A 14,185-nucleotide genomic window follows, 5' to 3' on the forward strand; every position below is an offset into this window, starting at 1 on the left:
AGCAGGGCCGCCCCTGAAGCGTCGGCTTTGTCGAGCAGTTGCTCGACCACCTCGTCGACCGTCTTGTCCCCGGCCACCGCCGAGGCCGTCTCGCCTTTGTCTGCCATGACTCGTCCGATCCGCCCGGCCCGAGAGCCCGAGGCCGAGCCCCGGGCCAGACTTCCACATCACGGACTTACACGATCTTTCAGACACGCTCCACGTCGGTCCCAAATACTGACTACTTGGGGCTGTCGTCCTCGCCGATGTGGTGCACCCGGACGAGATTGGTCGATCCGGAGACTCCGGGCGGGGAGCCGGCCGTGATGACGACGATGTCGCCCTGCTCGCAGCGGCCGTACTTGAGGAGGAGTTCGTCGACCTGGTCGACCATCGCGTCGGTGGTGTCGACCTGCGGGCCGAGGAAGGTCTCGACGCCCCAGGTGAGGCTGAGCTGGGAGCGGGTGGCCTGGACCGGGGTGAAGGCGAGGAGGGGGATCGGCGACCGGTAGCGGGAGAGGCGGCGGACGGTGTCGCCCGACTGGGTGAAGGCGACGAGGAACCTGGCGCCGAGGAAGTCGCCCATCTCGGCTGCGGCGCGGGCGACGGCTCCGCCCTGGGTGCGGGGTTTGTTGCGTTCGGTGAGTGGGGGGAGGCCCTTGGCGAGGATGTCCTCTTCGGCGGCTTCGACGATCCTGGCCATGGTGAGGACCGTCTCGGCGGGGTATTTGCCGACGCTGGTCTCGCCGGAGAGCATGACGGCGTCGGTGCCGTCGATGACGGCGTTGGCGACGTCGCTGGCCTCGGCCCGGGTGGGGCGGGAGTTCTCGATCATGGAGTCGAGCATCTGGGTGGCGACGATGACCGGCTTGGCGTTGCGTCTGGCGAGCTTGATGGCGCGCTTCTGGACGAGCGGGACCTGTTCGAGGGGCATTTCGACGCCGAGGTCTCCGCGGGCGACCATGATGCCGTCGAAGGCGGCGACGATGCCGTCGATGTTGTCGACGGCCTGCGGCTTCTCGATCTTGGCGATGACGGGGAGGCGGTGACCTTCCTCGTCCATGATGCGGTGGACGTCCTCGATGTCCTGGCCGCTGCGGACGAAGGAGAGGGCGATGACGTCGCAGCCGGCGCGCAGGGCCCAGCGGAGGTCTGCTTCGTCCTTGCCGGAGAGGGCGGGCACGGAGACGGAGACGCCGGGGAGGTTGAGGCCCTTGTGGTCGGAGACGATGCCGCCTTCGACGACCTTGGTGCGGACGCGGGGGCCCTCGACGGCGGTGACTTCGAGGGTGACCTTGCCGTCGTCGACGAGGATGTGTTCACCGGGGGTGACGTCGGCGGCGAGGCCGGGGTAGGTGGTGCCGCAGCTGTTGCGGTCGCCTTCGGCGCCTTCTTCGACGGTGATGGTGAAGGTGTCTCCGCGTTCAAGGAGTACGGGGCCTTCGGTGAAGTGTCCGAGGCGGATCTTCGGGCCTTGGAGGTCGGCGAGGATTCCCACGCTGCGGCCGGTTTCGTCGGAGGCTTTGCGCACGCGCTGGTAGCGCTCCTCGTGTTCGGCGTGGGTGCCGTGGCTGAGGTTGAGGCGGGCGACGTCCATTCCGGCCTCGACCAGGGCTTTGATCTGGTCGTAGGGGTCGGTGGCGGGCCCCAGGGTGCAGACGATCTTTGCTCGGCGCATGTTTCGAGCGTAAGACTTACCGGCGGGTAGAGAATTGGCTGCGTATGACCACTCAACAACCTCTGAGTGAAGCGCTCTTGACAAGTGTCGAATTGTGCGGCGGGATGCTCCGATGAGCAGATGAATGCGGGACAGGGGAATTCCGGCGCATTCGATCTTCCATTCGACAATGCGGTCTCTGTTCAACCCGGGCGCCGTCACGTTCCGTCACAACTGGGGTGGTGCCATCGTGAAGCGGGCGTTGACCTGGGCGTGGACGTGCTGGCGCTGGGGTTCGAGGTCGAGGGCGGCGACGGTGTCCTCGGTGGCGGTGTGGGTCATGGAGCGCATACGGGTGGCGGGGGCGGCCGGGTGGGGGCGGGGGGCTTCGGCGTCGATGTCGGCGAGTTCGACGAGGGCGGCGAGGGTGGTGCCGAGTGCGTCGGCGTATTCGCGGGCGCGTTGAACGGCTTCGTGAACGGCTTGGCGGCGGGCTCGGCGGTGGGCGGGCGAGTCGGGGCGCAGGGCCCACCAGGGTCCGTCGACGCGGGTGAGTTCGAGGTCGGCGAGGCGGGTGGTGAGTTCGCCGAGTGCGGTGAAGTCGGTGAGTTCGGCGGTGATGCGGACGTGGCCGTGGTGGGCGTGGACGCGTTCACCGCGGCCGTGTTCCCGGAGTTGGGGGGTGAGGGAGAAGGCGCCGGTTTCGAGGCGTTCGACGGCGTCGCCATAGGTTTTGACGAGGTCGAGGGCTGTGGTGTTGCGCCGGGTGAGGTCGTCGAGTGCGGTGCGGCGGTCCTTGCCTCGGGAGGCGATGGTGATGCCGATGCGGGCTATTTCGGGGTCGACTTCGAGGTGCGCTTCGCCGCGCACGGCGATGCGGGGCGCGTCGGGGGTGCCGTAGGGGACGGCGGGGTGGGGGGTGGGGGTGGAGGGGGTGGTCATACGTCCCACTCTGTCATGTCTTACCTGGTTGCAGCGGTGCTGATGTGGGGTTAGGTCATCAGATCGCAACCTCGCGGACCTGTTGCCGTCCGCGGTGTCCGGGTCAGAATCTACGCGCGTCGTTGACCTTGTCCCGAGGAGTAGCAGACATGCCGTTGAATCGCCGGAAGTTCCTGAAGAAGTCCGCCGTGACCGGGGCGGGGGTCGCGCTGGCCGGGGCCGCGGGGGCTCCGGCGGCTGAGGCCGCGGAGGGGAAGCGGCCGGGCAGGCCCGCGAAGCGGTACTCGCTCACGGTGATGGGGACGACCGACCTGCACGGCCATGTCTTCAACTGGGACTACTTCAAGGACGCGGAGTACAAGGACGCGGCGGGCAACGCGCAGGGTCTGGCGCGCATCTCCACGCTGGTGAACCGGATCCGTGCCGAGAAGGGCCGCGAGAACACGCTGTTGGTGGACGCGGGTGACACGATCCAGGGCACGCCGCTGACGTACTACTACGCGAAGGTGGACCCGATCACCGCGAAGGGTGGTCCGGTGCATCCGATGGCGCAGGCGATGAACGCGATCGGGTACGACGCGGCGGCCCTGGGCAACCACGAGTTCAACTACGGGATCGAGACGCTGCGGAAGTTCGAGTCGCAGCTGCGCTTCCCGTTGCTGGGCGCGAACGCGGTGGACGCGAAGACGCTGCGGCCGGCGTTCCAGCCGTACGTCATGAAGACGTTCTGTGTGAAGGGGGCGCCGCCCGTGAAGGTGGCGGTGCTGGGGCTCACCAACCCGGGTATCGCGATCTGGGACAAGGCGTACGTGCAGGGCAAGTTGGCGTTCCCGGGGCTGGAGGAGCAGGCGGCGAAGTGGGTGCCGAAGCTGAAGTCGCTCGGTGCGGACGTGGTGATCGTGTCGGCGCACTCGGGTTCGTCGGGGACGTCTTCGTACGGCGATCAGTTGCCGTATGTGGAGAACTCGGCGGCGCTGGTGGCGCAGCAGGTGCCGGACATCGACGCCGTTCTGGTGGGGCACGCGCATCTGGAGATCCCGGAGCTGAAGGTCGTCAACGCGAAGACCGGGAAGACGGTGGTGCTGTCGGAACCGCTGGCGTTCGCGGAGCGGCTGTCGGTGTTCGACGTGGAGTTGGTGTTCGAGAAGGGCAGGTGGACGGTCGCGTCCGTGTCCTCGAAGGTGCTGAACTCGAACTCGGTCGCGGACGATCCGAAGATCGTGAAGCTGCTCGGTGACGAGCACGCCAAGGTCGTCGAGTACGTCAACCAGGTGGTCGGTTCGGCGACGGAGACGTTGACGACGGTGGAGGCGCGGTACAAGGACGCGCCGATCATCGACCTGATCACGCGGGTGCAGGAGGACGTGGTCAGGGCGGCGTTGGCGGGTACGGAGTACGCGTCGGTGCCGGTGATCGCGCAGGCGTCGCCGTTCTCGCGGACGTCGGAGATTCCGGCGGGGGATGTGTCGATCCGGGATCTGTCGGGTCTGTACGTGTACGACAACACGCTGGTCGCCAAGTTGATGACGGGTGCTCAGGTGCGGGCGTACCTGGAGTACTCGGCGGAGTACTTCGTGCAGACGGCCGCGGGTGCGGTGGTCGACGTGGAGAAGCTGACGAACGCGGGTGGTCGTCCGGACTACAACTACGACTACGTGTCGGGGTTGTCGTACGACATCGACATCGCGCGGGCGGCGGGTTCGCGGATCAGGAATCTGACGTATCAGGGTGCGGCGCTGGACGACGCGCAGAAGTTCGTGCTGGCGGTGAACAACTACCGGGCGAACGGCGGTGGGGCGTTCCCGTTCGTCGCTTCGGCGACGGAGGTGTGGTCGGAGTCGACGGAGATCCGGACGCGGATCGCGGAGTGGGTGACGGCGAAGGGTGTGCTGGATCCGGCGGACTTCGCGTCGGTGGACTGGAAGCTGACGCGGGACGGTACGCCGGTGTTCTAGGGCGTGCGTGGTGCGGGGGCCGGCGGCGTTGCGCTGCCGGCCCCCGGTGTTTTCGTGGCGCGGTTCAGTGGCCTTCGGCCAGGGGGGTGAGGACGGCGGCGGGGCGCCGGGCGGAGGGGATGTGCGGTTGCTGCCGGAGGCCGAAGGCGGTGAAGGCGGTGCGTGCCGGCAGCGGGTAGGTGTCCTGGCCGGTCACGGAGTTGAGGATGGTGGCGCTGCGCCAGGCGGCGAGGCCGAGGTCGGGGGTGCCGACGCCGTGGGTGTGTGATTCGGCGTTCTGGACGTGGACGTGGCAGCCGGTGGCGGAGACGGACGGGTCGAGGACGAGGCGGAACTGTTCGTCGACGCGGGGGCGTTGGTGGTCGTCGCGGCGCAGGTAGGGGTCGAGGCCGGCGAGGACGTGGTCCAGGGGGCGTTCGCGGTAGCCGGTGGCGAGGACGACGGCGTCGGTGGTGAGGCGGGAGCGGGTGCTCTGCTGGAGGTGCTCCAGGTGGAGTTCGACCTTGCTGGTGGCGATGCGGCCGGCGGTGCGGACGTGGACGCCGGGGGTGAGGACGGCGTCGGGCCAGCCGCCGTCGAGGGTGCGGTGGTAGAGCTCGTCGTGGATGGCGGCGAGGGTGCCGGCGTCGATGCCTTTGTGGAGTTGCCACTGGGCGGGGACGAGGCGGTCGCGGACAGGTTCGGCGAGGGCGTGGAAGTAGCGGGTGTAGTCGGGGGTGAAGTGTTCCAGGCCGAGTTTGGAGTACTCCATGGGGGCGAACGCCTCGGTGCGGCCGAGCCAGTGGAGTTGTTCGCGGCCGGCGGGGCGGGCGCGCAGCAGGTCGAGGAAGACTTCGGCGCCCGACTGTCCCGCGCCGATGACGGTGACGTGCCCGGCGGTGAGGAGCGCGTCGCGGTGGGCGAGGTAGTCCGAGGCGTGGATGACGGGTACGCCGGGTGCTTCGACGAGGGGTCTGAGGGGTTCGGGCACGTGGGGTTCGGTGCCGATGCCGAGGACGACGTTCCTGGTGTGGGTGCGGCCGAGGGCTTCGGCTTCGCCGCCGGCGTCGAGTTGGGTGAAGTCGACCTCGAACAGGTTGCGTTCGGGGTTCCAGCGGACGGCGTCGACCTGGTGGGAGAAGTGCAGTCCGGGGAGTTGTTCGGACACCCAGCGGCAGTAGGCGTCGTACTCGGTGCGGCGGATGTGGAAGCGCTCGGCGAAGTAGAACGGGAAGAGCCGGTCGCGGGCTCTGAGGTGGTTGAGGTAGGTCCAGGGGCTGGCGGGGTCGACGAGGGTCACCAGGTCGGCGAGGAAGGGGACTTGGACGGTGGCGCCGTCGATGAGGAGTCCCGGGTGCCAGTCGAAGGCGGGGCGCTGGTCGTAGAAGACGGTGTCGAGTCCGGTGACGGGGTGGGCGAGGGCGGCGAGGGAGAGGTTGAAGGGTCCGATGCCGATGCCGACCAGGTCGCGGGGTGCGTCGGGTCGGCGGTGTGGGGGGTGGGGGGGCGGGGGGTGGCTCATCGGGGGGTGTGTCCTTCCACCAGGTTCAGGAGGGCGGCCAGGTCGTCGGGCCGGGTGTGGGGGTTGAGGAGGGTGGCTTTGAGCCAGAGCCGGCCTTCGAGGTGGGCGCGGCCGAGGACGGCGTGGCCGCCGGTGAGCAGGGTGCGGCGGACGGTGGCGACGGTGTCGTCGTCGGCGTGGGCGGGCCGGAAGAGGACCGTGCTGATGGCGGGTCGCGCGTGGAGTTCGAAGCCGGGGTGTTCGTCGATGAGGGTGGCGAGGGTGCGGGCCTGGTCGCAGACCTGGTCGACGAGGCGTCCGAGGCCGCTGCGGCCGAGGGTGCGCAGGGTGACGGCGATCTTGAGGATGTCGGGGCGGCGGCTGGTGCGTGGGGAGCGGCCGAGGAGGTCGGGGAGGCCGGCGTCGGTGTCGTCGTCGGCGTTGAGGTAGTCGGCGCGCTGGGTGAGGGCGGCGAGGTCGCGGGGGTCGCGGACGGTGAGAAGTCCGGCGGCGATCGGCTGCCAGCCGAGTTTGTGCAGGTCGAGGGTGACGGTGTCGGCGGCTTCGATGCCGGTGAGCGCGGTGCGGCGGCGGTCGCTGAAGAGGAGGCCACCGCCGTAGGCGGCGTCGACGTGCAGGCGGGCGCCGTGGGCCGCGCAGCGGGCGGCGATCTCGGGGAGTGGGTCGATGAGGCCGGCGTCGGTGGTGCCCGCGGTGGCGGCGACCAGGTGGGGGCCGGGGAGAGCGGTGAGGGCCGCGTCCAGGGCGGCGGGGTCGAGGGTGCCGGCGGGGGCGGGGACGACGACGGGGTCGGGCAGGCCGAGTGTCCAGGCGGCGCGGGGCAGTGAGTGGTGGGCGCCCGCGCCGTGGACCAGGCGCAGGCCGGCTCCGTGTTTCTCGCGGGCGAGCAGCAGGGCGAGTTGGTTGGATTCGGTGCCGCCGGTGGTGACCAGGGCGTCCGCGGCGCCGGTCTGCCGGGCGAGGGCTCGGGTGACGAGGGCTTCCAGGGCGGAGGCGGCCGGGGCCTGGTCCCAGGAGTCGAGGGACTGGTTGAGGACGGAGGCCGCGAGGTCGGCGGCGGTGGCGACGGCGAGGGGCGGGCAGTGCAGGTGTGCGGCGCACAGGGGGTCCGCGGGGTCGGCGGCGCCTTCGGTGAGCGCGCGGACCAGGGTGTACAGGGCGTCGGGCCGGCCGTCCTCGGGCAGGACGTCTCCTACGGCGTCCCGCAGGCGTGCGGATACGGCGTCCGGTCCGCCGGCGGGCAGGGGCCCTCCGCGGGCACGGGTGCCGTCGGCGAGGGCGTCGAGCACGGTGTCGAGCAACGGCCGCAGCGCGTGGGGGCCTTGGGGGCCGGAGGCGAGGGGCGGCGTGCTCATGGTGTCCTCCGGGGCGCGGACCGAGGGAGTTCCAGCTTGTACGTGGAAGCGGTGTCGCGCCCGCCAGTCAGACGATCGGCACTCGAAGGGGGTACGGGGGCGGGGAATCCGCGGGGACGCGTGCGCGGGAACGGTGACCTGGCCCCCTGAACCCGGGGGGAGGTGCGGGCGATCAGCGCGCCCGCACCCGCACCGTCACCGTCACCGGGGAGCGGACCGTACCCGGACCGCTCCCCCGCCGCGGGTCACGCCTCGCGTACTCGCAACGCTCGTGCCAGGTCGTCGAGTTGGTCGACGAGTTTGCGGCGCAGGGCCGGGGTCGGGCCGGCGTCGGACAGGCACTGTTCGCCCAGGCGCAGGGTGTCGGCGTCGACGGCGTGGGCGGGGAAGGCCCACCGGCCGGCGGCGTCGGCGATGGCGGGGCCGCGGCGGGCTGCGACGGCGACCGCGTCCTCGTAGTAGCGCTGCACGTACTCGCGTACGAGGTTGGCCTGTTCGGGCTGCCAGAAGCCCTGGGCGGTGGCGGTGAACAGGTAGTTGGACAGGTCGTCGTGGACGAACATGGCCTCCCACGCCCGGCGTTTGGCCTCGGGGTCGGGCAGGGCGGCGCGGCAGCGGGCGGCGCCCTCCTGGCCGGTGGCGCTCGGGTCGCGGTCCAGTTCGGCGGCGATGGCGGCCTCGTCGGTGGCGCCGAGGACGGCGAGGCGGGCCAGGACGCGCCAGCGCAGCTCGGGGTCGAGTTCGGGTCCGCCGGGCACGGTGCCGTCGGCGAGCCAGGCGGCGATGGTGTCGGGGTGGGCGGCGACGTCGATGAAGTGGCGTACGGCGATGAGGCGCAGGCCGGGGTTGTCGCCGTCCTCGGTGCGGCGGATGAGGTCGCGGCACAGGGCGGTGAGGGTGGCGAGGGCGGCCGGGCGCTGCTCGGGGGCGAGGTAGCGGTCGGCGACGTGGGTGGTGGCGAACGCGAGGACGCCCTGGACGAGGGCGAGGTCCCTCTCGCGCGGCAGGTGGGTGCGGGCGGTCTCCAGGTAGGTGGCGGCGGTGAGTGAGCCCTCGCGGGAGGTGCCGCCGCTGTCGCGGACCGCGTCCCGCAGGGCGTTCCAGACGACCGCGCGGGTGAGCGGTGCGGGCAGGCCGGAGAGCGCCTCGCGGACGCTGTCGAAGGAGGCGGCGTCGAAGCGGACCTTGGCGTAGGTGAGGTCGCCGTCGTTGAGGAGGAGCAGGGCAGGGCGTTTGCCGATGGGCTGGGGGGCGGTCTGCGGGATGTCGAGGTCGAGGCGTTCGCGCAGGACGAGCTTGCGGCCCTCGTCGGCGACGTCGAGGTCGTAGAGGCCGGCGGTGACGCGGTGGGGGCGGCTGCCGGCGTGGTCGACGGTGAGGGTGCAGGTGCCGTCGGCGGTGGGCGCGACGTGCGGGGTGAGGGTGTCGACGCCGGTGGTGCGCAGCCAGGCGTCGGCCCAGGCGTGGACGTCGCGTTCGGTGGCGCCGGCGAGGGAGTCGATGAAGTCGGCGAGGGTGGCGTTGGCGAACCTGTGGCGGGCGAAGTGGGTGTTGATGCCGGCCAGGAAGTCCTTCTCGCCGAGCCAGGCGACGAGTTGGCGCAGGGCGGAGGCGCCCTTGGCGTAGGAGATGCCGTCGAAGTTGAGGAGGGCGGACGCGGTGTCGTCGACGTTCTCGGGGGCGACGGGGTGGGTGGAGGGCCGCTGGTCGGCGTCGTAGCCCCAGGGTTTGCGGACCACGCCGAAGTCGGTCCAGGTGTCGGTGAACCGGGTGGCTTCGGTGAGGGTCTGGTAGCCCATGTACTCGGCGAAGGACTCGTTGAGCCAGATGTCGTCCCACCACTGGAGGGTGACGAGGTCGCCGAACCACATGTGGGCCATCTCGTGGGCGATGACCATGGCGCGGGTCTGCCGCTCGGTGTCGGTGACGGCGGAGCGGTAGACGAAGTCGTCGCGGAAGGTGACCAGGCCCGGGTTCTCCATGGCGCCGGCGTTGAACTCGGGGACGAAAGCCTGGTCGTAGGAGTCGAAGGGGTAGGGCTCCTCGAACTTCTCGTGGTAGCGGTCGTAGCACTGCCGGGTGATGTCGAGGATCTCCTCGACGTCCGCGTCCAGGTGGGGGGCGAGGGAGCGGCGGCAGTGGAGGCCGAACGGCAGGCCGCGGTGCTCGGTGCGCACGGAGTGCCAGGGGCCGGCGGCGACGGCGACGAGGTAGGTGGAGATCCGCGGGGTGGCGGCGGCCCGCCAGCGGCCCTCGCCGAGGTGTTCGGTGATGCCGTTGGCGAGGACGCTCCAGCCTTCGGGGGCGGTGACGCTCAGGTCGAAGACGGCCTTGAGGTCGGGCTGGTCGAACGCGGCGAAGACGCGCTGCACGTCGTCCATGAACAGCTGGGTGTAGAGGTAGGTCTCGCCGTCGGAGGGGTCGGTGAAGCGGTGCATGCCCTCGCCGGTGCGGGAGTAGCGCATGGCCGCGTCGACGCGCAGTTCGTGCTCGCCGGGGGTGAGGTTCTTCAGGGTCAGCCGGTTCTCGTCCAGGGTGTCCGGGTCGAGGGGGTGTCCGTCGAGGGTGACGGAGCGCAGCCGGGCGGGCTTGAGCTCGACGAAGGTGTCCGTGGCGTCGTGGTCCCCGCGGACGCTGAACCGGATGACCGTGCGGGAGTCGAAGGTCTCGTCGCCGGTGGTCAGGTCGAGGTCGATCGTGTAGCGGTGGACATCGAGGAGCCGGGCTCGGCTCTGCGCTTCGTCGCGCGTCAGTACGGACATGCAGGACATGCTGCCTGATGGCGGTGTCGGCGCACAGGGGCGGATCGGGTTCGCGGTCTATGTCCGTGCTGTCCGGGCTCCCCGGTGTGCGCCCCCTGCGGTGGTTTCGTCTCCGGTACGGCCGTGGTCTCAGGCGCGCTGCGGTGGCAGCCGGGCGTCGGGGTGGGGGAGGGCGGGGCGCGGGGGGTGTTCGGGGGCCTCGGCGTGGTCCCTGACGAGGGCGCGCAGTTCGCGGACCTCCGCCTCGAGGGCGAGGTGGCGCTGGTGGGCGTCGAAGAGGTAGCGGACCTTGGTGCGCAGGGCCCAGGGGTCGACGGGTTTCATGACGAGGTCGGCGACGCCTAGACCGAAGGCGGTGGAGGTCAGTCCGTGGTCGGCGCCGAAGCCGGTGAGCAGGATGACGGGGATGTGCTGGGTCTGTTCCAGGCGCCGCAGGTAGCGGACGACGTCGAGGCCGCTGACGCCGGGCATCCGCACGTCGAGCAGGAGGAGGCCGACGTGGCCGCGCAGTACCTGCTTGAGTGCCTCGTCCCCGCTGGTGGCGCGGCCCAGCCGGTAGCCCAGTGGCGCGAGGGCGCTCTCCAGGGCGTACAGCGTGTCCTCGTGGTCGTCGACGATGAGGATGTTGGCATCCGACGGCATGGCCCGACGTCCTTTCCCCGTGGACAGCAAGCGTGGGTCCGAGGAGCCGGCGGGGCGTGCCCGCCGGCGGACAAGGAGTGCACAGCGCAATATGCCCCCCGGGGGGCCGCCTGTCACGTCCCGGGGACGCCGGGTGGGGTCAGTTCGCCAGGGGCGCGGTGCCGTTGCCGGTGTCCTCGGCGATGCGCTCGTGGTGGTGGATCACCTCGGCGATGATGAAGTTCAGGAACTTCTCGGCGAACGCCGGATCGAGTTTGGCGCTCTCGGCGAGTGCGCGCAGCCGGGCGATCTGGCGGGCCTCGCGGCCGGGGTCGGCGGGCGGCAGCTGGTGGCGGGCCTTGAGGTGGCCGACCTGCTGGGTGCACTTGAACCGCTCGGCGAGCATGTGGACGACGGCCGCGTCGATGTTGTCGATGCTGTCGCGGAGCCGCGCGAGTTCCTCGCCGACGGCGGGGTCGGCGTCGCCGTTCGCGGTGTTGCTGGTGGTCATGGGCGACCACCCTACGGGGCGTGCCCTGCGGCGCCTCGCCGCCGGGGTGCTCGCGGCGTCCGGGCCCGGGACGCTCCGGGGTGCGTCCTCGTACAGTGGGACGGGGGTTCACGGCGTCTTGGGGGTACGGGCGTGGCGGGTGACGGACCGGTCGAGCACGGGTTCCCGCATCTGGAGACGGTGCGGGCCGCCATCACGGCGCTGTACCGGCGCCTGTCCTACGACACCGTCCACACCTTCGCGGGCAGTGTGGCGCCCGCCGACGTGGCGTTCTGCGACACCGACGACCTGTATCCGGGTGTGCAGCGGGTGGCGCGTGAGCTGGTGCGCCACTACCGGCTGCCGGACGCGCGGATGATCGTCGGTTTCCGTGACATGCGGTACGCGGCGAACGTCGAACTCGCGGCGGGGCCGGAGTACTTCGTCGAGCTGAACGACCGGTTCCGTACCCACCGCCGGGACATCGGGGCGGCTCTGGCGCACGAGGTGACGCACGTCTACCTGCACCGTCTGGACCTGTCCTTTCCCGGCACCCGCGACAACGAGATCCTCACGGACACCGCGGCGACGTATCTGGGCGCGGGCTGGCTGCTGCTGGACGCGTTCCGGGAGGACGCGGTGTCGTCGCAGAAGCTGGGCTATCTGACGCCAGAGGAGTTCGGTTACGTCCTCGCGAAGCGGTCGCTGGTCTTCGGCGAGGATCCGTCGGTGTGGTTCACCAGTCCGCAGGCGTACACGGCGTACGGCAGGGGCATGGTGCGGGCCCGTCAGGACGAGCAGCAGCCGCCGTTGACCGCGGCGGGCTGGGCGGGCCGCCGCCGCTACGCGCGCGATCGCCGCCACGCGCAGGAGCCGCAGGCCGGGGCCCCCTACTCCTTCAGTCCCGACGACGGCGGGCGGCTGCGGGTCTCGTTTCCCTGCCCGACCTGCCGGCAGCGGATCAGGGTGCCGGTGCGGGGGCGGGTGCGGGCGCGGTGCGGGCTGTGCCGGACGGTGCTGGAGTGTGACACGTAGGGCGTGTCGGCCTTTCGCGGGTGGGACTTGGTGGGGCTGCCGCCCCCATGCCCCCGCTTCCACTGGACGGCCGCGCCCTCACCCGCCGGACGGGCTGGTCGCTCGCCGGACGGGCCGGGTGGTCACCCGCCGTAGACCGGATGCGGTGTCCGGGCCTGGGACAGGAGCTTGCGGGTGGCCTCACCTGCTTCGGTGGGGGTCCAGCGGGACGGCCGGTCGGCGGTCGGGCCGGGCCGCCAGCCCTCCATGACGGTGATACGGCCGCCCTCCGTCTCGAAGACGCGGCCGGTGACGCCGGTGCTGGCGGCCGAGCCGAGCCAGACGACCAGGGGTGAGACGTTCTGCGGGGCCATCGCGTCGAAGCCGGTGGCCGGTGCCGCCATGGTGTCGGCGAACGCGCGTTCCGTCATCCGGGTCCGGGCGGCGGGGGCGATCGCGTTGACGTGGACGCCGTAGCGGCCCAGTTCGGTCGCCGCGACCAGGGTCAGGGCGACGATGCCGGCCTTCGCCGCGCTGTAGTTGCCCTGTCCGACCGAGCCGAGCAGGCCCGCTCCGCTGCTGGTGTTGACGATCCGGGCGGCCGGGGTGCGGCCCGCCCTGGTCTCGGCGCGCCAGTGCGCGGCGGCGTGCTTCAGGGGCAGGAAGTGACCCTTGAGGTGGACGCGTACGACGGCGTCCCAGTCGTCCTCGTCGAGGTTGACGAGCATCCGGTCACGCAGGAAGCCCGCGTTGTTGACGAGGGTGTCGAGCCGGCCGTACGTCCGCAGGGCGGTCGCCACCAGGGACGCGGCCCCGGTGTCGGTGGCGATGTCGCCGGCGTGGGCCACCGCCTCGCCGCCGGCCGCGCGGATCTCGTCGGCGACGCGGCCGGCGGGGCTGTCGGGGTCCGGGGTGCCGTCGAGGCCGACGCCGAGGTCGTTGACGACGACGCGGGCGCCCTCGGCGGCGAAGGCGAGGGCGTGGGCCCGCCCGAGGCCGCGGCCCGCGCCGGTGACGACGACGACCCGGCCCTCACACAGTCCGTTCATCGGGGTTTCTCCTTCACGGGTTCTTGTTGACGGTCGCGGCGTCCAGGAAGGCGGGGCGTTCGCCGCCGCCGTGCACGAGCAGGCTCGCCCCGGTGAGGTAGGCGGCGGCGTCGGAGGCGAGGAACACCGCCGCGGCGCCGACGTCGGCGGGTGCGGCGAGACGGCCCAGCGGGACGGTGCGGGAGACGGCCGCGACGCCGTCCTCGCCGCCGTAGTGGAGGTGCGCCAGTTCGGTGCGGACCATGCCGACGACCAGGGTGTTGACGCGGATCTCGGGCGCCCATTCGACGGCCATGGAGCGTGCCAGGTGCTCCAGTCCGGCCTTGGCCGCACCGTAGGCCGCCGAGCCGGGTGAGGGGCGGCTGCCGCTGACGCTGCCGATCATGACGACGCAGCCGCGGGCGCGCCTGAGGTGCTCGTAGGCGGCGAGGGAGACGGTCAGCGGCGTGAGGAGGTTCAGCTCGACGACTCGGGCGTGCCGCTCGGCGTCCGCGTCGATCAGGCGCCGGTAGGGGGCGCCGCCGGCGTTGTTGACGAGGACGTCGAGGCGGGGCAGGGCGGCGAGGAGGGCGCGTACGGCCGCCGGGTCGCGCAGGTCGGCGGGCAGGAACCGGGTGCCGGGGACGCGGACGTCGGGAGGGCGGCGGGCGCAGGTCACGACGTCGGCGCCGGCCTCGGCGAAGGCCCGGGCGATACCGGCGCCGACGCCTCGGGTGCCGCCGGTGACCAGGACGGTCCGGCGGCCCTGCGGCGGGGTGTCGGGCCCGCCGGGCGGCGGGGCGTCGGAGTTTTCCACAGGGCCTCCCGCTCGGTTGCGGTGACTGCTAGCTTCGAATCCGGCACACCTAACAAATGTTTGG

At 71.5% G+C, this 14,185-nt stretch carries 11 protein-coding genes; 2 read left to right on the forward strand and 9 right to left on the reverse strand.

The window, feature by feature from the left end:
* Window positions 1–220 precede the first annotated feature (220 nt).
* Window positions 221–1,657 carry a pyruvate kinase gene (gene pyk, locus ABZT03_RS21385; protein WP_356041554.1) on the reverse strand — a complete coding sequence of 479 codons (1,437 nt, stop codon included), beginning with the start codon at window positions 1,655–1,657 and terminating at the stop codon, window positions 221–223.
* Between the two features lie 207 nt (window positions 1,658–1,864).
* The gene (locus ABZT03_RS21390) at window positions 1,865–2,578 is read right to left on the reverse strand and encodes an SIMPL domain-containing protein (protein ID WP_356041556.1); all 714 of its coding nucleotides are present in this window, start codon (window positions 2,576–2,578) and stop codon (window positions 1,865–1,867) included.
* 149 nt (window positions 2,579–2,727) lie between these two features.
* Between ABZT03_RS21390 and ABZT03_RS21395 the strand changes: the two genes are divergently transcribed.
* A complete protein-coding gene (locus ABZT03_RS21395) occupies window positions 2,728–4,533 on the forward strand; it encodes a 5'-nucleotidase C-terminal domain-containing protein (RefSeq protein WP_356041558.1) in 1,806 nt (601 codons plus the stop codon).
* 64 nt (window positions 4,534–4,597) lie between these two features.
* Here the strand turns inward: ABZT03_RS21395 and ABZT03_RS21400 are convergent, their stop codons facing one another.
* From ABZT03_RS21400 to ABZT03_RS21420, 5 genes are all read right to left on the reverse strand, one after another.
* A complete protein-coding gene (locus ABZT03_RS21400; protein WP_356041560.1) occupies window positions 4,598–6,034 on the reverse strand; it encodes a SidA/IucD/PvdA family monooxygenase in 1,437 nt (478 codons plus the stop codon).
* On the reverse strand, window positions 6,031–7,389 hold the full coding sequence (locus ABZT03_RS21405; RefSeq protein WP_356041561.1) for an aminotransferase class V-fold PLP-dependent enzyme: 1,359 nt from the start codon (window positions 7,387–7,389) through the stop codon (window positions 6,031–6,033). Before ABZT03_RS21405 ends, ABZT03_RS21400 begins: the two co-directional genes overlap by 4 nt.
* A 245-nt stretch (window positions 7,390–7,634) precedes the next feature.
* Window positions 7,635–10,151: an aminopeptidase N gene (pepN, locus tag ABZT03_RS21410; RefSeq protein ID WP_356041563.1), complete on the reverse strand. Its 2,517-nt coding sequence runs from the start codon at window positions 10,149–10,151 to the stop codon at window positions 7,635–7,637.
* A gap of 129 nt (window positions 10,152–10,280) precedes the next feature.
* A complete protein-coding gene (locus ABZT03_RS21415) occupies window positions 10,281–10,793 on the reverse strand; it encodes a response regulator (protein WP_356041565.1) in 513 nt (170 codons plus the stop codon).
* A gap of 139 nt (window positions 10,794–10,932) precedes the next feature.
* Window positions 10,933–11,283 carry a chorismate mutase gene (locus ABZT03_RS21420; RefSeq protein WP_356041567.1) on the reverse strand — a complete coding sequence of 117 codons (351 nt, stop codon included), beginning with the start codon at window positions 11,281–11,283 and terminating at the stop codon, window positions 10,933–10,935.
* A 132-nt stretch (window positions 11,284–11,415) separates the two neighbouring features.
* Between ABZT03_RS21420 and ABZT03_RS21425 the strand changes: the two genes are divergently transcribed.
* Window positions 11,416–12,297 (forward strand): hypothetical protein, encoded by an 882-nt coding sequence (locus ABZT03_RS21425; protein ID WP_356041569.1) that lies wholly within the window; start codon window positions 11,416–11,418, stop codon window positions 12,295–12,297.
* A 122-nt stretch (window positions 12,298–12,419) separates the two neighbouring features.
* Here the strand turns inward: ABZT03_RS21425 and ABZT03_RS21430 are convergent, their stop codons facing one another.
* Both ABZT03_RS21430 and ABZT03_RS21435 read right to left on the reverse strand, forming a co-directional pair.
* Window positions 12,420–13,325 carry an SDR family oxidoreductase gene (locus ABZT03_RS21430; RefSeq protein ID WP_356041571.1) on the reverse strand — a complete coding sequence of 302 codons (906 nt, stop codon included), beginning with the start codon at window positions 13,323–13,325 and terminating at the stop codon, window positions 12,420–12,422.
* Between the two features lie 13 nt (window positions 13,326–13,338).
* Entirely contained in the window at window positions 13,339–14,055 is a 717-nt protein-coding gene (locus tag ABZT03_RS21435; RefSeq protein WP_356041680.1) for an SDR family oxidoreductase, read from the reverse strand.
* Window positions 14,056–14,185: the final 130 nt, after the last annotated feature.

It is taken from the genome of Streptomyces sp. NPDC005574 (genome assembly GCF_040605435.1).
Lineage (GTDB): Bacteria > Actinomycetota > Actinomycetes > Streptomycetales > Streptomycetaceae > Streptomyces.

Bases quoted from the DNA above. Each gene is read 5' to 3' on its own strand.
- ABZT03_RS21390 (WP_356041556.1), bottom strand. From the start codon at position 2,578: ATGACCACCCCCTCCACCCCCACCCCCCACCCCGCCGTCCCCTACGGC.
- ABZT03_RS21415 (WP_356041565.1), bottom strand. From the start codon at position 10,793: ATGCCGTCGGATGCCAACATCCTCATCGTCGACGACCACGAGGACACG.
- ABZT03_RS21420 (WP_356041567.1), bottom strand. From the start codon at position 11,283: ATGACCACCAGCAACACCGCGAACGGCGACGCCGACCCCGCCGTCGGC.
- ABZT03_RS21395 (WP_356041558.1), top strand. From the start codon at position 2,728: ATGCCGTTGAATCGCCGGAAGTTCCTGAAGAAGTCCGCCGTGACCGGG.
- ABZT03_RS21400 (WP_356041560.1), bottom strand. From the start codon at position 6,034: ATGAGCCACCCCCCGCCCCCCCACCCCCCACACCGCCGACCCGACGCA.
- pyk (WP_356041554.1), bottom strand. From the start codon at position 1,657: ATGCGCCGAGCAAAGATCGTCTGCACCCTGGGGCCCGCCACCGACCCC.
- ABZT03_RS21405 (WP_356041561.1), bottom strand. From the start codon at position 7,389: ATGAGCACGCCGCCCCTCGCCTCCGGCCCCCAAGGCCCCCACGCGCTG.
- ABZT03_RS21430 (WP_356041571.1), bottom strand. From the start codon at position 13,325: ATGAACGGACTGTGTGAGGGCCGGGTCGTCGTCGTCACCGGCGCGGGC.
- pepN (WP_356041563.1), bottom strand. From the start codon at position 10,151: ATGTCCGTACTGACGCGCGACGAAGCGCAGAGCCGAGCCCGGCTCCTC.